Here is a 20,963-nt window from a genome sequence, read left to right as displayed (position 1 = left end):
TAATAAACTAACGCATGAAATTTAAAATATTAGATAAATCAAAACAATTTATAAACACTTTCAGTAGTTTTATATCTTTTATAATATTAAATCCTAAAAAATTTTTATTAAAAATAAAAAATTCATATAAGTATCTCAAAAGAGGGGATTTTCAAGTAATAAAAAATAAACTGATTATTTTCCTTGCTAAAGATTCAGATTTAAAAAAAATTGATATAAAAACTTACAATATTAAAGATTTCGGAGAAAAACATTTTGATTTTCCCATATTCAAAGACCCCTCGGTATCAATAATTATTCCCGTATATAATAAATTGGATTACACCTTTTCCTGTTTAAATTCCTTAATGGAAAATATTAAAGATATTCCTTATGAAGTAATAGTTGCCGATGACAATTCGACCGATGAAACTAAAAATATTGAAACTTATGTTAAAAACATAAAAATAATCAGAAATAAAAAAAATATCGGGTTTTTAAAAAATTGCAATAACGCGTCTAAGTTTGCAAACGGGAAATACATATTGCTGTTAAATAACGATACCAATATTCAATCCGATTATTTAAAATATCTTTTAGAATTAATTGAAAGCGATGAAAAAATAGGTATTGTAGGTTCTAAAATTATATACCCAAACGGCATTCTTCAAGAAGCAGGCGGAATAATATGGAAAGACGGGTCGTCGGCAAGTTACGGCAACGGCGATGAACCTGAGAAATACCGGTATAATTACATAAAAGAAGTTGATTATGTTTCAGGATGTTCAATAATGATTAAAAAAAAATTGTGGGATGATATCGGCGGTTTTGACGAAAGGTTTGCTCCGAGTTATTATGAGGATTCGGATTTGGCATTTGAAGCGAGAAAGCATGGCTATAAAGTTCTTTATCAACCTAAATCGACAATAGTTCATTTTGAAAATATTTCCCACGGCAATAACGCGCCTCATTTACTTGCCAATAAAAAAGCGTTTTATAAAAAATGGAACAAAATCTTAGAAAAAGAACATTTTAGCAAGGATAAGGATTTTTTTTTGGCAAGGGACAGGTCTTTTAATAAAAAAACTATTTTAATCATAGACCATCGCATTCCGACGCCGGACCAGGACGCGGGTTCAAAAACGATATATCAATATCTGGAACTTTTTTGCGAGTTAGGTTTAAATGTTAAATTTATGCCCGACGACTTCCGATATGATGCGATATACGCCCAAAAATTAGAAAATATGGGCATAGAAATCTTATACGGCAAATACTATTATAACAACTTTAAGAAGTGGATAAAAGAAAACGCAAAATATTTTGATTTCGCGCTTCTGAGCCGCCCGGATATAGCCGTAAAATATATGGATTTGATTAAAACCTGTTCAAAAGCCAAGGTGCTGTATTATGGACATGATTTACATTATATAAGAGGGCTTAGGAGATATGAAACGGAAAAAGAACCTGCCATACTGAAAGAATCCGAAAAATGGAAAAAAATAGAATTTAGTGTATTTAATAAAGCCGACTTAATATTGACACCCAGCATTAATGAAAAAATTATTATAGATAATAATTCATCCGGCAAAAAAACAAAAGTTGTTCCGCCTTTCTTTTATGATAATTTTAATTTAACAAATAAAGACTTTACCGAAAGAAAAGATATTCTTTTCGTAGGGGGGTTTAATCATACCCCGAATGTTGACGGAATTTTATGGTTTTTAAGAGAAATTTTTCCTTTAATAATAAAAAATATAAAAGATGCGAGGCTCATTTCAGCCGGATCTAATCCGCCTGATATCTTAAGGAATATGGATAACGGACATAACATTATGATTAAAGGCTATGTGGACGATAAAGAATTAAAAAATTTATACGGCAACGCAAGAATTGCAATAATACCCTTAAGATATGGGGCGGGCGTTAAAGGAAAAACCGTCGAAGCTATGTATTACGGAGTCCCCGTTGTGTCAACATCTTTTGGAATCGAAGGCATGCCGGACATCCAAAAAACAATAAAACCGATAGACGATGCAAAACAATTTGCGGCTGAAGTAATAAAGATATATAACAGTGAATCGCTGTTTAAATTAATGAGCGAAAAAGAAACGGCTTATATTAAAAAACATTTTTTTAAAGAAACGGCTAAAAACATTTTTTTAGATATTTTAGATTTAAATAAGCCATAAATTAATCAAAATGGGTTGAATTTTGATATCGAATAAACAAAGATTTATAAAAAATCTTGGATTTCTCTATTTATCCAGGATTATAATAATAATATTTTCTCTTTTAATTAATATTATTATCATCAAAAGATTAGGCTCTTCCGTTTACGGCGATTTTGCCTTCGGCTTAACATTTGTTCAATATTTTATTATATTTGCAGACTTAGGTTTATCGCAATACGGGATGATAGAAGTTTCAAATAATATAGAAAATGTAAATTTTATTGTTAATAATATTGTATCGGCAAACATAATTTTATCAACATTTTCCTTTATAGTTATACTGTTTTTAGTTAATATATTAAAATTCGGCCATGTTCAAAAAGAAATACTTTATGTATTTGCTTTTTTACCGCTGATTAATTCCATTTCGGTAAGTTGGGCTATAACCGGACTTGAAAAAAATTTTTTGTTTTCAATTTCAAATTTAATAGGAAAAACGCTTTATATAACTTTATTATATTTGCTGGTTTTAGATAAAAGTTATTATTTTCTCGCCGCAATAATTTTATTAGGTTCAAATTTTATAATATCTTTAATTCAATTCTTATATATAAGAAAATTTATCGCTTCATTCAGATTCGGTTTAAATAAATTTTGGATAACATTAAAAAAAGGGCTGCCGTTTGGAATTATGTCTGGATTGTTTTTTATATACGGATCTCTTCCTATTATATTTTTAAAAATTTTTAATACAAATAAAGATATAGGCTATTACTATATATCATATAAATTTATTTTTTTTATTTTTACGCTTTTTCACTTAATGTCAAATGCTTCCCTGCCCGTGATTAAATCCGTTGTAAACAATAAAGATATTAATAAAGAAAAGAATATAATAAATGAATTATTAAGATTTGGCTATACATTTGCAATACCGGCAAGTTTTGGAATTTTCGCTATAAGTCATAATTTAATAAATTTAATTTTAGGGATAAAATTTATATTTGTTGCACATCTTTTGAAAATTATGGCTATTTCCATAATTTTTGGCACTTTAGGCTCAATTATGATAGGATATTTAACGGTAAAAAACCTAAAAACAGGCATTATTAAAGTCGGTTTATTATCCTCATTATACGGACTTATATCCGGTTATTTATTAATAAGATATTTTGGAATCTACGGCGCCGCTATTTTATTCCTGTCAATCGAGCTTGTGGTTATGCTTTTACTCATTTTTATAACTAAAAGCCAGATAAAAATGGAAATTAATTTGTTAAATTTAATAAAGGTCGTTTTATCCGCAAGTTTAATGGCTATTATTGTAATTATATTAAATCAAGGTCTGATTTTAAGTATAATTATAGGAGCGGCTGTTTATTTTATTTTATCTCTGGTATTAAAAACTATTACTAAAAAAGATTTAAACGAAATTAAAACCTTTATGGCGTCAAAATAAAGGGTTATCCATGTTTATCTTGTTTTAAGTTTTATAATCGTATTACACCCCTTTTTATAAACAACATTATATCGCCCTGAATTTTTAAGGGTATCAAATGTATTTAATAACTTAAGGTCTCTTTTTTTATTGTAGGGAATAAAGTAACATGTTGAAAATGCGATGTAATCTACATGATTAATGTCGTCGGGAAATAATGCAATAAAATACCTTTTGTATAAATGCGAGCCTATAAAATTAGAAGCCGAAACGGAATATTCCGATTTTATCGCTTCAAAAGCTTTACGAAGGCTTCCGGGGTGCATACCGTTTTTATACTCGTAATTCTGCATGTTAAATATGTTAAATAAACCGAAATTCGAAATAGACGAATAATTTTGAATCAAGACCGTTAAAATTAGTATCGATACCGCAAAAATTATATTAAAACGCTCTCTTAAAAATCCAACTTTCAACTTGCTTATAAAACCGGATACGTTTTTCAATCCGTAAATCGCGGCTAATACAAAAAAAGGAACGGTAAAATACGAATACTGAAAGATAAGAAAGGGCTCATAATAATAAAAATGATTTGGGTAAAAGCTGACTAACCAGCAGACAAGCAAAGGCAGAACCGTAACCGCTAGCATTTTTTTTGAAAATAACGGCATAAAGCCCAGAGCGGCAAGCAAATACAACAAAAACCTGAAATTATATTTGATATTTTGGAACAAAGGACTGACGACGGTGGAAGCTAAACCAACTAAATTAAACGCCTTAAGATATTTAATGCCCTCTGTAAGTATTAAGTACACGGGGTGATCGGTGCCTGCCGCCCATCCCCCTGTTAAGTTTCCTTGAATATGAGGCAATAAAAACAGGGTGAAAAAACCGTATGCCCATGCAACGGTTAACATTATAAATACATGTTTCTTTTTATAGTCGAGAATAAACATAAAAACGGCTATAGACGTTAGGTAGATAAAAGAATCCATTTTAGTAACCAAAACTAAAAAGGAAAACAGGTATAAAAGAAATATCCTTCTTTTTAAAGCAAAATATAAAGCAAAACTTATAAACGAAACATAAAAAACCGAAATATGGAAATCGTCCATATTTCCGGTATGTATTTGGGGGTTAAAAAGAATAAGGAGCGGTCCTATAAATCCCCATTTATTTCCGAGCAAATCCCTGCTTATGTAATAAAAAGGAAATGCGCTTATCCCGATGAGAAACGACTGCAGAATCAGAAAAAAAGAAACATGCGGGATGACTTTATAAATAAACCCTAACGGGATGTAAAGAATTTCGAAATATCCCGCTAAAACACTTACATTGCTTAAACTCCCGTTAGCATTAAAAAAATAAAGATAACCTCTGGAAATAAGAAACAGTTCGTGCATTTCGGCGCCAAGGTCCATTATCGCCGCATTGAATGTTTCGTATCTTAAAATCGTGGCGATAGAAAATATTGCGGTATATAAAACGCAAAATATTAAAGGGGTAAGGTTATTTTTAAACATTTCTTTTAGCCTGATAAACCTGCTGTCTGGATTCATTGCCGGCAAAACCTAAGCGTCCTCCTTTTCTTCCGTATTTTCTTTTTTCCTAATGTTTATCATTTCAATAATAACGGTTTCAATTAAAAAATAATAAACAATAATTGCAAAACCGTTGGCAACCCTTTCCTTTCCCGACAAGTCGAATATCATTGCAACGAATAAAAAAAACATCGCCGCCGCCATATAAGGTCTGGATATCCCGCCGTATTTGAAAAACTTTATTTTATTTAAGATATTTTCCCTGATGAAATACCTTATCCACAATGAATACAATACGACTACAATTATTCCGAGCCATTGAAAACCAAACCCTACATAGCCGTTTGATACTCTAACGATTAAATCAACGGCAAACACCGCTCCAATTAAATTTATAATTAAAAAAGCGATATTATTCCGCATTCGACCTCTCTAAAGTAAACATTTCTATTTGGAATAAATTATTTTTTAATGAACCAATATAATAAATGCCCTTTTTAAGATATATTTTTTTATAAATCCAGCCGCCGCCGTTTTTAAATAAATCATTGAATTGTTGTTCATTTTTTATAAACTTCCGCAATGAAAGAAATTTTGTCTTTTCATTTTTTAAACTAATCAAAGGAGTTTTAATTATATATTTTAGCAGAGTTTCATTTGATTTTTTAAAATTAAAAAACGTTATGCTATTTCCGACAATTTTAAAATGAATCTGTTTAAACTCGTAAAGATTAAATCTGCTTATTCTTTTAGGCATAGCCTTTAAATTAATTTCGTTTATATCAAATAATTTGTACTTTAAATTACTCCCGGTTAGATAAATTTTAGCATATTTGCTCCCGTTCAGGCTTATAACCTTAACAGGTAAAACAATTTGTCTTTTAATATCCCAGTTATCCAAGATGATTGCTTTCAATTTAATAAATTTTCTAATGTCCTTTAATTTTTTATTTGAGTAAAATTTTACTAAAACATCTCGGAAATTTCTTATGTTTAAGCTTTTAATCTTAAGAATAATAATTTTATTTAAATTATTCTGCGAAGATATTCGGGAATAATAGTTTTTATCTAATAATACATAATCCTTCTCCTTCTCCTTCTCCTTCTCCTTTATATTAACAATTTTATAATTTTCGCTTAGAACCAATGATTTATTAAAAAAATTATATGGTCCTATTTTATTGTATTTTTTTATAATGCTTAAAGTATTATTATAATTATACGGCATAGATATAATAGATATGTCGAATAATGGATAATCATTATTTGATTTAAGAATTAAAATTTTAGGATAAGGTTTCGGCAAACCGTTAAAATAAAAATAGGACTTAATGTCCTCTGGCTTTTTGTTAAATATAAATAGTTTTATTTTATGCAATTCAGGATAATTTCTATAATATTGTTTACCATACCAGTAGTCGTCATTACTGCCTCTTAAAATAAATTTATCTTTATTTTTTGCTTCTTTTTCTTTATATATTATTCTATTCAATATTGCTTTATCATTCGTAAAATATTTATATAATTTAATATTTTTAAAGTTTATTAAGAAATAAGCGGTTTTTTTATTTCGGGCAGTATTCGGTTCCGAAATAACCTTTAATTTAATTGAATCAGATTTTATAGGTATAAGAATATTCTTATACCATATTTTTTTATGATGAAATAAAGTTGTTATATAATCAGCCAAGTTACGTTTATGCACATAATGCCTATAAATAAACCGATAAAAAGCCCTCACGATTTTATTGTGAATGTAAGATATATGTGCTATTTTTGTATTATAATCAATAAGAAAAATCTTCTTTACCGTATTATTAATAAAGTTCTTTTTAACCGTTTTAGGCGGAATAAGTTCTTTTCTGTCTTTAATTATCTGTTTTTTTAGCTCTTTTTTAAACGCCGCGCTATGTTGCATAAAATCTATAAAATATTTTTTAAAAATAAAATTCATAAATATCCTTTCAAACGATGAAATATCCGGCTCAATTAGTTCCGAACCGGTAAATTTGATGCTCCCCTTTTTGTTTTTAATCTTTTTATAAGTAAAATTAACTTTAATTAGTTTAATATCGTTTCCTTTATTTTTTTTGTTTTTTAACATTTTGTAAATGTTTATTAGCTCGCCGCTGTATATGCCGATACTTTTAAAAAATTTTTTACCTTTATATTTATATTCAAATACGGCTTTAATATTATTAACTGTCCCCATAATCGTGTAATTAGGATAAAAATAAATAGATTTATTTATTTTAATTTCAGGCTTTTTATCGGCAGGAGAACTAATAAGTTTTATATAGCCGTTATTTCTTATTTTTGCGGTAATAATATGGCTGTAAAATATATTAGCCGCAGGAATATTTATCGGGGTATAAAGTATTCTTTCGAGTTTATTGTTGGGGGCAAAATTTATATAGAAAAGAAAAAAGGGGCTATCTCCGTTTTTAAAATTTGATATCGCTGAAGCAAATCTTAAATGCTTGTAAATCAGCTTATTGAATTTATGCTTTTTAATGCCGTTTATATTTACATTGCCGTAATAATAATATAAATCGCTTCCTAACGATTTTAGCAATAAAATATTTTCAGTATTTTTATTTTTTCCATTGTTAAATACTATATTAGCTATTATATTTCTTTCAGAAAAATATTTTTTATTAATATTTAAATAGACTCCGAGCTTATAATATCCCGTTTTTTTTATTGAAATTGTTTTATTGACAACAGGCAGGCTCCTCGTAACTTTATGGCGGGTTATTATTTTATAAACCCTATATACAATAAACAATCCAAGTATAATCAGCGCCCATTTAAATAATCTTGATTTATTGCCCCAAATATGGAATAAAATTTTTTCCATTTTAAAACCAATATTTTTTATGTCTTCTATTATTTTTTTATCTATTCCCATTTTCCTATTTTCATCAATCTCTATTTTTTATCTTAATTAAAAGATTATAAATTAAATATATAATAAAAAATGTGATTGTAACTGTCGATATTATGGTTCCTATATATATTAATCTTTGAGGCCAATATCCTATTATAAATTCAATATCTATGGTTCCATCTTTGTTTTTTTTATAATATCTTTCCCCTAAATTTTTTATACCGGTTAAACTTATCCACCAACCGTTAGCGTATCCGTTAGTGAAATAATGGTCTTTCTCACTTACTGGTTTTAACAATAAAGTCTGCAATATATGCCCTGAGGGCAAATTTTCATCCTGTATAGTACCATTATAATCCTTTGAGATATATTTCCTGATAACATTGCGGTTTATTTCAGTTTGCATGCCGAAATAAGGTACAGGATAAATCCTCCAATAATGAGAAAACTTTTCATTTAAATTAATAAAAAAATTTTTCTTAACTTTATCTATCGCTATTATATATTTTACGGGATTAATTTCTTTAAAATAAATTTTCGGAGGTTTATTAAATTTAATCGTTCTTGCATCAATTACTTTATTATCAAAATCATAATATACTTTCCTAATAATTTTCTTTTCTAAAAAACGCTGAACCTTTTTTGTTTTATTCTTGTTATAAAATATAATGGAAGTTCTAATATTATACCTTGGAGATGAAAGGATAAAAGGGATAAAGCCGGAATATTTATAATAATTACCAAATGTGTTTGTACCATTATTTTTTATTACCATGATGTTTCTGGATATCCATATCCTATTTAAGTAATATTTACCGCTTGATTTGTATAATGATAACAAGCCATATCTTTTTTCAAATCTGAAATCTTTACTGTTTTTCAATACGCTTAAAAATTGGCTAAGCGGGACAGGTTTTAGAAAAAATTTTCTATTAAAATAGACCGAATTATATTTTGGTACATACTCATCTTTGTTAACTATGATATATCTAATGGAAAAAATACCGCTCATTTTCGAAAATGAAACAAAATTATTATTTTGAGAAGAAGCATAAATGCTATACTGGGGCAACATATCGAGATATGTATTGTAAAATATAGAATGCCTGAATAAAATATACATAAATGACGCCCCATAATAGCCGTATTTCCAGTTAAATGAGGAATAACCGTAACGTAAGATCGGAAAACTCATTAGAGTATAATCTAACTTTTTTTTTCGAAAATAATCTGCAGCATTGTCGTAATAGGTTGGAATCTTAACCATCATTGCACCATTATGGCCCTTTAATTTGAACTTTGTGCTGTAAATTTTCGAACCACTCCATAGCGGAAATGGGTAAATGACATAAATCAAAATCATTATTAAGGAGATTAAAAATATCTTTATAAAGAAATTGCTAATAGTACTTTTTAAAAAACTATATATGGCAAATATTCCAAATCCTGATAAGATTGATTCAGAAAATATAACAAAGATAAAAAAAATATAAGAATTTGAGAAAGAGCTATAATATGGCATGCCGCTTAATATTTTAAATTTAAGACTGGGAAAAGGATGACTGGCAGAACAAATCATGGATACGCCTAAAATATAAATTAGGGAGATACTTATCAGGTTTTTGCCGTTTTTAATTATTGCTATTAAAATAACAAAAGTAATAAATATGCCTAAAATAATAAAAAAAGATTTAAAATAATAATGCAAAAAATTAAAATATCTCACTGGGTCATCAATTATAAAGTATGAATGCCTATAATAAAAATTGCGAAAAATCGAAAATAGGTTAGTTATTGATGAAAACATCTGAAATATTCCACCGAAGCCGGAGTTTCCATAGAGGTTAGACTCTATACCATAGCGAAGCGAGATTGATCTAAAAAAATATATCATCCAATAAGCGTTTAAAGAGATTATAAACAAAATCATCAAAAATAAATATTTAATTATTTTCCCAACATTAAGTTCATTATTAAAATAATTTTGGTACATCTCCCGAAAAAGAAGAAATAAAGCTAAAAGAAATATTGGAATTAATGGGAATTCATAATTAAATATAAATGAAAAAAACAAAAAAAGTAATGAAACAATTATAATGTAGATAAATTTAAATGATTTCACTCCTTTTAGGAAAAAATATAAAAATAAAGGCAAAAAAGATGAATAAAAAATAATAAAATTACCGCCAAAACCATAAGATAAATAAAATAATATAAAATAAATATTAAAAACGTAAAAAATAGCGGCAAAAAAAGAAATTATTTTATTATCCTTTAAATTTTCAAATAATAGTCTGCTTAATTTATAAAAAAATAATAAAGAAATGAAAATATTAAGAATATATAAAATTTCTTGTATGATTTTGTAATTTTTAATTATTTTAAATAAAATGGAAAAAATAAATGCAAGGAATGCGAGACATATTCCGTTAAATCTTTGCCCCATATTAGAAGACTGCCAAGAGTAATAATAAATTTTAGAAAGATATCCTGGATTATAGAAGAAAAAAGTGAAACCTGTATCGCCAAAACCCACGGGATAATTTATTCTGTAAAACCATAATAATGGCACGAATGATAAGCAAAAGAAAACTGATATAGGATAATTATCAGAAATAAACCTGCTAATTCCAAATAGATAGGAAATTTTGTTTTTCTGCTTCATAATAAATATTTACATCCTCGATTTGCGAGATAAGAAAACAAAAAATTTCCAGCCAATTTTAAACCCTATTAATTTAACGGCAATTCTATGAAAAATGGAAACTCTCGTAAAATAATATGTTATTAATCCGATAATTTTTCCTAATCTGAATTCTAAAACTTTTTTTTCATACAAATCAAAACCAATCTTTGTAATTTTCATTCTATCTTCTTTTGTAAATTGAGCGGTCTCGAATATCGGCGTATTATCTCTATATGATACTAATTTTAGATAATCATTTTCATCAACTATAAATTTTGCATTCTCTTTTGCCCAAGCATACGCAATTGTGTTGGGATAAGGAATTAAATTGTAAAAATTAACAAAATTGCAGGGCAGGCTTTTGGCAAAATTAATTGAATCTAAAGCGGTCTTAAAGGTATCTCCTGTATGGCCTATAATAAAATTAACGCTATGACTGATACCGAGGGAATATGCCCATTCCGAAGCTTGAAAAACCTGCTGTGTTGTTATCCCTTTTTTAATTTTTTTTAATATGTCATTATTTCCAGATTCACATCCGAATGAAAGAAAAATACACCCAGCTTCTTTCATCTTACTTAAAAGAATATAATTTACACGATCTACTCTAATACCGTTATATAAAGAAAATTTTATTTTTATTCCACTTTTAATTATCATATCGCAAATATCGTTTGCCCTATGCATGTTCATGGTAAAGCAATCATCATTAATTTCAAAACTGGACCATCTTTTATCATGCCAGTATTTTAGTTCATTGAAAACATTCTGGGCATTACGGTAGCGAAACCCTCTTCCCATTGAGAGTTTTACGGAACAATAATTACATTCATAAGGGCAACCTCTGGAAGTAATTAGAGGCAGTGTTCTTGTCTGGTAACAAAGATATTCCTCAATATCAAATGCCTCGTAATCTGGAAATGGCAGTTCGTCTAATTCTTTCGAAGTTAAAAATTCTCTGTCTTTATTCTCGATTATTTCATTGTTATATCTCCAAATCAAACCGTCAATATTTTCATAGTCGCTTCTGTTTGCAGAGATATATCTTATTAATTCAAGCAGCGTCTTTTCACCTTCGTGTTTGATTGCAAAATCGGCTTCAGTTTCCTCCAATATTTGCTTTTTAGTGCTTGATACATGAGCACCTCCAACCACCAAAGGGATTTCTGTATTACTTTTAATAAAGTTTATGATATCATACCCACTCTGGTAGCAATAGCTGAACATCGTGATACCGATTAAATCGGCATTCGAATTTTTAATTTTATTCTCTAATTTTTCATTAGATTGCAATCCATCATCAAATATATCTATTTTAACATTATTCTTTTTTAACCATGAGATAAGGTATGCGACTCCAACATGCGGATGCCCAGGCCTTTCCACCGTTCCGCCATACATTGACTTCAAACGAGGTATTACAAAAAGTATCTTCATGTATGAAAAAAATCCTGATCCAATTTTTATTGTGCCCGTTTTACTTTAAATGATGAAAACATTAATATTCCGGCTCCATAACGCTAAATTATTCAAAATAACTTTTTGAATTTCCTATATTGTTATTTGATAGAACCTTATTGACATAGTAAAAAAAACTTCTTTTTTTCATCAAAGCGTAAAAAATATCTTTATCGCTTATAATTCTCACTTTTTGGATAGATTTTCTTTTTTGAAATGTTTTTAAAATATTAACTACATTCCATAAAATTCCCTTATGTATATATATAAAAAAAGCCAATTTTCTCTTATAAATTAAGCCAAAATATGCAAGGCCAATCCATAATAATATGTGTATAGGCACAATAAAAACCAAATTTAAAGAATTTAAATTTTTTAGCAATGTCAAGATGTAGTTTTTAGTACCATGGAATTTCAAAGCATAATTAATTTTATCTTTCCCAAGTATCACCGAACTTGTGCCAAATTTATGGAATACTATCGAATCGGGCAGGAATATATTTTCATAACCTATTAATAAAACACGCCAACATAAATCCGTTTCTTCCATATATATAAAGTAATCATCATCAAATCCGCCAATAGTGTCAAAGACATCTTTTCTGATAAACATTCCTGCCGATTTTGCCGATAATATCTTATATTCTTTATTATACTCTTCATTATCGGGCGAACCTACCGGTGCTATTTGGATTAAAAAACCATTTCTCCCTATCCATTCTCCAATAGAATCAATTTTATTAGGCTCATCCATGAGCAGTAATTTACACTGGATTACCCCTATTTTATTATTTGATTCGAACTTTCTTACACCCGCTAATATCCAATTTTTATCAACAATAGTATCGTTGTCCAAAAAACCTATATATTTACCAGAGGCTATTTTTACTCCTTCATTTCTTGCCCTTGCAGGACCATAATTTTGATTCAGTTCAACAAACTTAATCATATATAAAAATATTTCATATTTGCTTCTGATAAATGCAACAGTCCCATCATTTGAACCGTTATCAACAATAATAAGTTCAAAATCCGAATAAGTTTCTATTGAAGACAATATGGACAATATACATTTATCGATATAATCTTTACCATTGTAATTAACAATAACGATTGATACTGCCGGATTCATGCGTTTTGACATGTAAAAGTATATATAGATATTTATTTATAATTACGAGAAATAGCTTCATCTTTACAGAATAAGTTTATTAGCATAACATACTCTAAATAAATTATATAAAATTTATATGCTCCGGAGGGTGCTTTAACATCCATAAAAATTCATTTATGGCATCTTCTTTGCATCCTGAATAACACTCCTTATGAACATCTAAATTTAAAATTCTTTCAAGAACTTCTGTGTATCTTTTGCTGTAGATAATGTCTTTAAATGACCTCTCCATTATATTGCCTATGGCAAACTCTTCGCTTCTCCAATCATAAAATTGGGCACATGGATAAACTATACCATTACCGGACATCCTTAGCATAAAATTGCCTGCACAATGACAAATATTGTATCTTTTTTCTTTTTTCTTAACGATTTTATCCCATTTAACAATTATGCTGTATTCATCATCCCCTATTTCTTCAGTCTTTTTAAGTATATCTAATACTTTATCATATTCGTCAAACTGAACATTTAACTTGCCGTCATGGGTATCACTGCAATGTTTTATCTCCAGATAATCAACGCCAAGTTCTTTCCCTAGTTGGGCAAGTTTTAAGGCTTCATTAGCATAATGCGGCATTGTAACCATCTGAAGTCCTATGGTTATATTTTTATTCTTAGCATGCTTGATGTTGACCATTTTTCTAATATTGCCGATAACCCTATCGAAATTCTCTTCCGCTGTCCTGTGTATTCTTTTATAACTAACGCTATCTGCCGCACTTATATTAAATCTTACCCATGTTAGACTGGAAGCGATTTCTTCCAATTCATTTTCTTTTATATTGCCACCCCATGTTGCCAACCCTATATCTAACCCAGCCCTTTTACCGATTATAAGCGCTTCCGTTAAGTGCGGATTTAAAGTGGGTTCTCCTTCCCCCGTTATTGCTATTGATTTTATCCCAACCTCTGCGGCATCTTTCATAAAGTTTACAAGCGGTTCTTTTGGTATATAAATATTCTTACCAGCCCTGCCCTGCGTTACACCATAGCAATATACGCATGATATATCACAACCTTTTGCTATACCTATATCCATATGCAAAGGAACTTGCTTTTCCCCGTTAAGCCAACCAAGGACTTTATCAAGGTGCCAATATAGCTTATGGCCGGACATCATGTATTTATCGGACATCGTATCACCCTTCAATAATATAATTTAATAAAATCAATTTTAATCGAGAAATAAGATAACATTATTTATGACATCTTTAATATCCATGAGTTCCATGCAATTCATTTTTTGGTCGCAAACAGGGCTATAACAAGAAAAACAATTATATTCTGCTTTAGGAATAACGATTTTTCCTCTTCCATACATGAAAACTTCGGAAGGATCTGTTGCGCCGAACAAAGCAACGATTTTCTTTTTTAATGCCAAAGCCAGATGTAACCCTAAACTGTCGTTGGTGATAAGAACCTGACAGCTGTTTATCCAATCCATATATTCATAAAGGTTACTCATGCCCTGTTGCCAGGAATAATCTATGTTTTTACTTTCTAAAGCGGACCCGAGTTTCTTCCACCAAGATTCACTGGCACCTTTAGTTGGCCACTTTGTTCCAACTTTCCAATTTAAGCCTACGGTATATTTTTCTTCAGTTTTTGGTTTATATCCCAAAGAATACTCTTGGTTTTTCCATTCAAAGCCAACCATAGACAATATAACCTCTTGCCAGATAGTTCTTTTCCCATTATTATTTTTTTCCACAATGTACTCTTTAGCTCTAAACGACCTCAGGTATGTATCAAATTCCCCTGTTGAAGGATTAAATCTAAAACCCAGCTTTTCTGGGGCATCCATCATATCGGCGAGAGCACTTACACCGTTAATTTTTTCGAGATTTATTACCATATCAAACCTTTCACGCATTAATGCAAAAGGCATAAATTCGTCCCAGACCATAATTCTATCAATATCGGAATTATCTTTAAGCAATGGAAATGCTTCGTTTGAAACAAGCCATGCTATAGAAGAACTTGGGTAGGTCTTTTTTAAAGGTTCTAAAATAACCGTGCATCTTAACACATCTCCAAGGCTTACTGTTTTTCCTCTTTCGTTATCAAGAGTTTCCGATAAACCCATTTTTACGACAAGTATCTTATTCATATAAGTCCTTTAAATCCTTCTGTATAAATTAATGCCGCAGAGAATAAATTGCATTTGAACCATTACTAAATACATCTTAAATAAACAGGCTTATTATAAGAAATAAATTTTTTAATATCTTTATCAACGGTATAGACGGTTGGCTCCATGATAATAAAGTTTTTTAAAACAGATACCACAAGCTTATCATCTTCATCCACACAGTGCGATCTTCCAAGCTTTTCAAAATAATTATTGGCACCAACCCCTATTATTTTAACGGGCATATTATGTTCGTCCAAATCATACCTTAGCTGCTCAAAACACCTCATAGTTATAAAATGTGCCTGCGAGTATATGAAAGGTTTTAAACCTGTCATACTCATGCCCGCGGCTAAACTTATGGTAGCCTGTTCGGTTATACCTGTATTAAATACTCTGTCAGGATGATTTTTAAAATAATCGTCCAAAGCAGAAAAACCCATATCCCCGACCAGAAGAACCGCTTTTTCTTCTTTAGAGAAATAATTATAAAATCTTTTCATTAATTCGGTTTTATTTATTAGCGTCATTATTTAACTTGTACCCGTCCTCAGTTGGACATCTAAAATGATATTTTGCAACATTTTCCATAAAATCAAGTCCCTTTCCTTTAACTGTTCTGCAGAAAGCAATGTTTATAAATCCTTTCCTTCCTTTTCCTAAGAAAACATTAGAAAAACAATTTCCTAGAAGTTCTTCGTTATGACCGTCAATATCGTAAAAACAATTTTTTACAGTAAATAATGAAAGAATTTTGCTTAGCTTATCATTAGGAAGACCGACATTTTCAACCCTGTCCATTGCCTGAAGATCATTTGCATCTATTATAAGCAATAAGTTGTCAAGTTTAAAACGGTAAGCAAGCTGTAAGGCTTCAAAATTACTTCCTTCCTGCATCTCGCCATCTCCAACTATAGCGATAACCTTATTTGAGAGGTTCTGCATTTTAAGCGATTTGGCCATACCGACAGCAATCGGAAGACCATGACCTAAAGAACCGGTAGATGCTTCTATCATATAATTTGGATTAGAAACTAAGCAACCTTTTATACTTGAGGTTTTATAAAATTCCTTAAGTTCAAAATCTGGTAAAAATCCAATTTCGTTTAAAATTATGTAATACGCATAAGCACCGTGACCTTTGCTGAAAACCAACCTGTCTCTTCCTTCCCAAAAAGGATCATAGTCCTTAAATTTCATAAAATCCCTAAATAAAACCGTTAAAATCTCAATGCTGGATAGAGAAGGGGCAAGATGTCCCGCTCCGCTTTCACAGGAAAGGCGGATTGTTTTTTTTCTTATATCTTCCGAACTAAGTAATCTTCTATCCATTTTAAATAAAGTTAATATGTTTTACAGTAGGATGCTTCAATTCCCAGAGCGAACGATTAATGGCATCCAAACGACAGTTAGGCATACAATTCTTCCTGCAATTCAAATCTGTTTTTGCAAACTTAATTATATCATTTCTTTTCTTGCCCCGATATATTTGTATTATGCTTTTTTCATCAATATTGCCGTAATGAAATCTTTCGTCTCCAAGATACGGACCGCAGGCATAAACATTGCCGTCGCTTAAAACAACCCCAAATAACGGAAGGGCAAGACAGTGATCGTATGTCCTTTCATGATATTTCCTAAAAGATTCTTTTCTAGCTATAACCTTATAAGATTCCGTTGAAAAACTTTCTGCTTCGTTAAGAACTAATTCTATATCAGACAGAGAATAGTTGTGCCTGAATTCGTAACCTCTTTGACTGTTGTGTTGGACAAACGGCTTTACAGCGAGGTAATCAATTCCAAGTTCTCTGCCAAGTTCGGAAAGTTTCAATAAAGAATCTAAATTTTCCGGAATAACCACAAATTGAAGCCCTATATCAGCCTTTACGTTCTTTTTACGCTTAAAATCAACCGCAAATTTAATATTTTTTATTACTTTGTCAAAATCGTCTTTTTTATGCACTTTTCTATACACTTCCCTCGAACCGGCATTAAATGATATTCTCACAAATGTAAGCTTATCAAAAATTTCTTTAATTCTTTTCTGGTCAAAAAGCACCCCATTAGTATAAATTCCGGTGTCAACACCAGACCCAAAGGCAGTTGTTATAAAAGCCGAAATATCCGGATGAAGCAATGGTTCTCCTTCTCCGGCAAAAAGCATTGCCTTAACACCTATCTTTGCAAAATCCCTTATAGATGCTACGGTCGTTTCTCTATTTAGTTGTCTATGCTTATAGCCTATGTAATCATAAGCACAGAAAATGCATCTATGGTTGCAGTTACCTACAGGAGAATACTCTATGTAAACAGGATTTACGATTTTATCTAATAAAATATCGCAAGTTGTTTTAAAATTATAAAAAAGCTTATGACCATCGAAATTATAATTCATGTTATTACGTATAAAATATAGAAATATGGTTAAATATTAGATCATATTGGTATTTGGTAGAGTCTGTCCATTAAGTTCTTTAATATTTATAATATCAACGGAAGAATGTCCAAATTCTTGAAAGCGGTTTGTTTTAACTTTAATATCGCATGGATTGCAATGCCCAAATACATAACAAGGCCTGTAAATATTTTCTATTGTAAAATTTATATTCAAAATCGAACCTATCGGACTCCTTTTTGAGTATAGATCGGCATGACATCTATATACACTTCCATCCGGTCCAATTATAAGTTCAGTTGTTTTGCACTCGCAGTATTTTTCATGGCGCTGTGTTATAGCCTCAGGGAACCTGTAAGTTCCATACCATGTGCCATTAGAATAGCCTAAATATTCTTTTACTCGGAAATCTATCCCGAGGATTAAACAACGTTCCTGAATTTCTTTTATATGGGCCTCGTTTTCAGGAACCATGACGGAATAAAGCCCTATATAAAATCCCGCATCTGCCATTTTAAGTATTTTTTGAACTAAATCATCTATGTTGTTTTGACTGGGATGATAACTTGCCCTTATAGCCGCATATTTGGCTTTTCTATTAAATATTTTTGGATCCACATTGGCAATAAACTCATCAACATTGAACATAAGATTTGTAAGAAGATCAAGCTTTATGTCAGTTCTGATCCCGTTTACTATTTTATAAAAATCCTTATGAAGAGTAGGCTCTCCGCCTTGGAGAGTAACGGGAAGTCCGTCAGGTCTTATTTCTAGCTTGTTTATAAAATTTATCCATTCTTCTCCTGAAATATGCATGCTTTTAGAAACCATTCTTCTGGTTAAACCATTCTCATTCAGATTTATGCAATAAGGACATGACAAATTACATGCATGCGTCAGAAAGCAGGCTAAATAGTTGTAATTATCAGGAATTTTAATTTTTGACATTTTAAAAATTTTTAGTATTAATTATTTGTCCGATTGTTTCAGATACTAGTAGATAGATGCCCACCTCTTATCTTTATTTAATCATATCTCCTGAATAACCCTTTTTAAATATAAGTCTCATAATATTTAGCATTTTATATTTATACAAGTAACCTATCTTCCTGATAAAAAAGTTTTTTGTGGTTAAATAATAGCTTATTGATATAATTGATACTTTATGAAGAGAAACAAAAGGATATTTTTTAATAATCTCTTTCTTGAAAAGCATTGCTGATTCGCTATTACTATTATGCAAAAAGTTAAAAAAAGTGGACCTCGAATACCATATTATCATTTTTTCGCGCCAATTCTCTAAAATTTTATTAGGAAAAATTTGCTCAGTTTTTGCATAATTATATAGATTTTTAATAAATTGAATGTTGTTCATAGCAATTTTCAAAGCTTCATGGCAAGGCAAATTTAAATATGACATATATGAGGCTTTAGAAGTATTATAAAATCTGAAACATCCCGATGTTTCATTCAAAAATCCTACATATCCATTCAAGCATAGCATCAATATTGCTTCAGAATCGGAAGAAAAACCTTCAAATGTCCAGCATTTTAGTTTTTTAATAACATCTGTTTTCTGCAAAGAAAAAGCTCCCGGAAAGCTTGCTTTATAAAAATCTAAAAAGATTGACCTCCCATCATTAATTTCATAAAAAAATCTACATGTATTAATTTTAATATTTCTATTATCTTCAAAAACATGATCCTGATTAGAACCGATTAATACCACATTTTTCTCTTTATATTTATTTAAAAGAGAGACGCATTTAGAAATATATTTATTATCCGTTAAATAATCATCATCGGATTGAAACAAAAACCAATCAGAATTATTATACTCATACACAAGTTTTTTAAAACTCCTGAACCCGCCCAGATTTTCCGTATTCTTATATAATTTGAATCTTTTGTCTTTTAAATAATTTTGAGCCACTTCTTGAGTGTTATCCGAAGAGGCATCGTCTAAAACGATTACCTCAAGATTTTCATAATCCTGAGATAAGGCGCCTTCAATAGCATTTATCAGATAATTAGCCCGGTTATAAGTTGGTATTAAGATATTGATTTTAGGATAAATTTTCATATTAAAATTTTTTATTATTTTAAATTTACTGTTATCTAAAATTTATTTGCTCATTTTAATTTAGCGGCCACTTGGTTTTTAAATACAATAATCCTACATTAATCCTTAAAAAATACATCCCCGATGTTAAGAGAGGATGTTTAATCAACTTCTTCCACTTGCCGTTCTCGATAAACACGCTAAAATACCTATACAATATCCCAAACTGTTTTTTAATGATAGGATCGTTAATTCCCCATTTACTTATGTATTGGCTGAAACTTTTAGAATAGACCCTTTTTTTTGTCATATATTTTTTAAGATTAAACTCGCTTTCGTTATGAAATAAAATGCTCCCCTCAGATAGAGCAGCATTCGTTACTCCTCTTTCTTCCAAAAAGCGATCGAAAGCATTATGCCATTTCGTTAAATTTTCAATATTATTATATGCGTTATCCGTTTTCGCAAGAGATTCGGAATCTGATATTATTTTTAATTTACCGACCTCGGACAATCTTCTATTCAGATCCCAGTCGTCAGGCCCCCATAACATTTCTTCGTCATATCCATTTATTTTTACAAATGCATCTTTGTGAAAAAATCTAACGGCGTCTATGGCCGTTCCATCATAAAACCCTCTTTCAAACCGTCTTACCTTGCTCCAATACGATTTTCCAAGCACTATTTCAGAAACATAGAAACCTATAACATCTTGATACTTAAGGGCGTTTTGAATGCAAGAATTAATAAGCTTCGGGGCGAGAACCATATCTGCGTCCGCATGAAAAATATATTTGCCGCTTGAAATATCGACGGCATAATTACTTTGAATTGATCTTTTGGGTTCCCTATTTAATACAATATCTGTATATTTTCTTGCTATCTCCTTTGTGTCGTCGGTTGAGTTGTTGTCAACCACAATTATTTCGATATTTTTGTATGTTTGAAATACTATCGACTTAAGACAATTCTCAATATTATTCCCTTCATTTTTTGTCGCTATTATGACAGAAACAAGACTCTTTTCCATAG

General features: G+C 30.1%; 16 protein-coding genes. 2 read left to right on the top strand and 14 right to left on the bottom strand.

Annotation, left to right across the window (positions count from 1 at the left end):
• Positions 1-14: 14 nt before the first annotated feature.
• On the top strand, positions 15-2,171 hold the full coding sequence (locus EVJ47_06280) for a glycosyltransferase (GenBank protein ID RZD14273.1): 2,157 nt from the start codon (positions 15-17) through the stop codon (positions 2,169-2,171).
• 22 nt (positions 2,172-2,193) lie between these two features.
• Positions 2,194-3,612 carry a hypothetical protein gene (locus EVJ47_06275; GenBank protein RZD14272.1) on the top strand — a complete coding sequence of 473 codons (1,419 nt, stop codon included), beginning with the start codon at positions 2,194-2,196 and terminating at the stop codon, positions 3,610-3,612.
• Between the two features lie 14 nt (positions 3,613-3,626).
• Here the strand turns inward: EVJ47_06275 and EVJ47_06270 are convergent, their stop codons facing one another.
• The 14 genes from EVJ47_06270 to EVJ47_06205 form a co-directional block, all read right to left on the bottom strand.
• Entirely contained in the window at positions 3,627-5,159 is a 1,533-nt protein-coding gene (locus EVJ47_06270) for a DUF2079 domain-containing protein (GenBank protein ID RZD14271.1), read from the bottom strand.
• Between the two features lie 3 nt (positions 5,160-5,162).
• The gene (locus tag EVJ47_06265) at positions 5,163-5,555 is read right to left on the bottom strand and encodes a hypothetical protein (protein ID RZD14270.1); all 393 of its coding nucleotides are present in this window, start codon (positions 5,553-5,555) and stop codon (positions 5,163-5,165) included.
• A complete protein-coding gene (locus tag EVJ47_06260; GenBank protein ID RZD14269.1) occupies positions 5,545-8,043 on the bottom strand; it encodes a hypothetical protein in 2,499 nt (832 codons plus the stop codon). Before EVJ47_06260 ends, EVJ47_06265 begins: the two co-directional genes overlap by 11 nt.
• Before the next feature lie 13 nt (positions 8,044-8,056).
• Positions 8,057-8,905: a hypothetical protein gene (locus EVJ47_06255; GenBank protein ID RZD14268.1), complete on the bottom strand. Its 849-nt coding sequence runs from the start codon at positions 8,903-8,905 to the stop codon at positions 8,057-8,059.
• 1,791 nt (positions 8,906-10,696) lie between these two features.
• Positions 10,697-12,145, bottom strand: a complete 1,449-nt coding sequence (locus tag EVJ47_06250) for a B12-binding domain-containing radical SAM protein (protein RZD14267.1) — start codon at positions 12,143-12,145, stop codon at positions 10,697-10,699.
• Between the two features lie 88 nt (positions 12,146-12,233).
• Positions 12,234-13,310, bottom strand: a complete 1,077-nt coding sequence (locus EVJ47_06245) for a glycosyltransferase family 2 protein (protein ID RZD14266.1) — start codon at positions 13,308-13,310, stop codon at positions 12,234-12,236.
• A 91-nt stretch (positions 13,311-13,401) separates the two neighbouring features.
• Positions 13,402-14,478: a radical SAM protein gene (locus EVJ47_06240; protein ID RZD14265.1), complete on the bottom strand. Its 1,077-nt coding sequence runs from the start codon at positions 14,476-14,478 to the stop codon at positions 13,402-13,404.
• A gap of 39 nt (positions 14,479-14,517) precedes the next feature.
• Positions 14,518-15,453 (bottom strand): glycosyltransferase family 9 protein, encoded by a 936-nt coding sequence (locus EVJ47_06235; GenBank protein ID RZD14264.1) that lies wholly within the window; start codon positions 15,451-15,453, stop codon positions 14,518-14,520.
• Between the two features lie 65 nt (positions 15,454-15,518).
• Positions 15,519-16,004, bottom strand: a complete 486-nt coding sequence (locus EVJ47_06230) for a transketolase (protein ID RZD14263.1) — start codon at positions 16,002-16,004, stop codon at positions 15,519-15,521.
• A complete protein-coding gene (locus tag EVJ47_06225) occupies positions 15,988-16,806 on the bottom strand; it encodes a transketolase (GenBank protein ID RZD14262.1) in 819 nt (272 codons plus the stop codon). The genes EVJ47_06230 and EVJ47_06225 overlap by 17 nt, the downstream gene beginning before the upstream one ends.
• Before the next feature lies 1 nt (position 16,807).
• Positions 16,808-17,869: a radical SAM protein gene (locus tag EVJ47_06220; protein ID RZD14261.1), complete on the bottom strand. Its 1,062-nt coding sequence runs from the start codon at positions 17,867-17,869 to the stop codon at positions 16,808-16,810.
• A gap of 36 nt (positions 17,870-17,905) precedes the next feature.
• Complete coding sequence (locus EVJ47_06215) at positions 17,906-18,817, bottom strand: radical SAM protein (GenBank protein RZD14260.1); 912 nt, start codon at positions 18,815-18,817, stop codon at positions 17,906-17,908.
• A 73-nt stretch (positions 18,818-18,890) separates the two neighbouring features.
• On the bottom strand, positions 18,891-19,952 hold the full coding sequence (locus tag EVJ47_06210) for a glycosyltransferase family 2 protein (protein RZD14259.1): 1,062 nt from the start codon (positions 19,950-19,952) through the stop codon (positions 18,891-18,893).
• 55 nt (positions 19,953-20,007) lie between these two features.
• Entirely contained in the window at positions 20,008-20,961 is a 954-nt protein-coding gene (locus tag EVJ47_06205) for a glycosyltransferase family 2 protein (protein ID RZD14258.1), read from the bottom strand.
• Between the last annotated feature and the right edge of the window lie 2 nt (positions 20,962-20,963).

This window comes from Candidatus Acidulodesulfobacterium ferriphilum, assembly GCA_004195035.1.
In the GTDB taxonomy this organism is placed as follows: Bacteria; SZUA-79; SZUA-79; order Acidulodesulfobacterales; family Acidulodesulfobacteraceae; genus Acidulodesulfobacterium; species Acidulodesulfobacterium ferriphilum.
Note: the sequence above shows the minus strand (reverse complement) of the source record. Positions and strands in the feature narration are given on the sequence as shown.

Excerpts from the sequence above, each read along its gene's own strand:
- EVJ47_06280 (RZD14273.1), top strand. The coding sequence starts at position 15 with ATGAAATTTAAAATATTAGATAAATCAAAACAATTTATAAACACTTTC.
- EVJ47_06265 (RZD14270.1), bottom strand. The coding sequence starts at position 5,555 with ATGCGGAATAATATCGCTTTTTTAATTATAAATTTAATTGGAGCGGTG.
- EVJ47_06260 (RZD14269.1), bottom strand. The coding sequence starts at position 8,043 with ATGGGAATAGATAAAAAAATAATAGAAGACATAAAAAATATTGGTTTT.
- EVJ47_06250 (RZD14267.1), bottom strand. The coding sequence starts at position 12,145 with ATGAAGATACTTTTTGTAATACCTCGTTTGAAGTCAATGTATGGCGGA.
- EVJ47_06245 (RZD14266.1), bottom strand. The coding sequence starts at position 13,310 with ATGTCAAAACGCATGAATCCGGCAGTATCAATCGTTATTGTTAATTAC.
- EVJ47_06240 (RZD14265.1), bottom strand. The coding sequence starts at position 14,478 with ATGTCCGATAAATACATGATGTCCGGCCATAAGCTATATTGGCACCTT.
- EVJ47_06235 (RZD14264.1), bottom strand. The coding sequence starts at position 15,453 with ATGAATAAGATACTTGTCGTAAAAATGGGTTTATCGGAAACTCTTGAT.
- EVJ47_06230 (RZD14263.1), bottom strand. The coding sequence starts at position 16,004 with ATGACGCTAATAAATAAAACCGAATTAATGAAAAGATTTTATAATTAT.
- EVJ47_06225 (RZD14262.1), bottom strand. The coding sequence starts at position 16,806 with ATGGATAGAAGATTACTTAGTTCGGAAGATATAAGAAAAAAAACAATC.
- EVJ47_06220 (RZD14261.1), bottom strand. The coding sequence starts at position 17,869 with ATGAATTATAATTTCGATGGTCATAAGCTTTTTTATAATTTTAAAACA.
- EVJ47_06215 (RZD14260.1), bottom strand. The coding sequence starts at position 18,817 with ATGTCAAAAATTAAAATTCCTGATAATTACAACTATTTAGCCTGCTTT.
- EVJ47_06210 (RZD14259.1), bottom strand. The coding sequence starts at position 19,952 with ATGAAAATTTATCCTAAAATCAATATCTTAATACCAACTTATAACCGG.
- EVJ47_06205 (RZD14258.1), bottom strand. The coding sequence starts at position 20,961 with ATGGAAAAGAGTCTTGTTTCTGTCATAATAGCGACAAAAAATGAAGGG.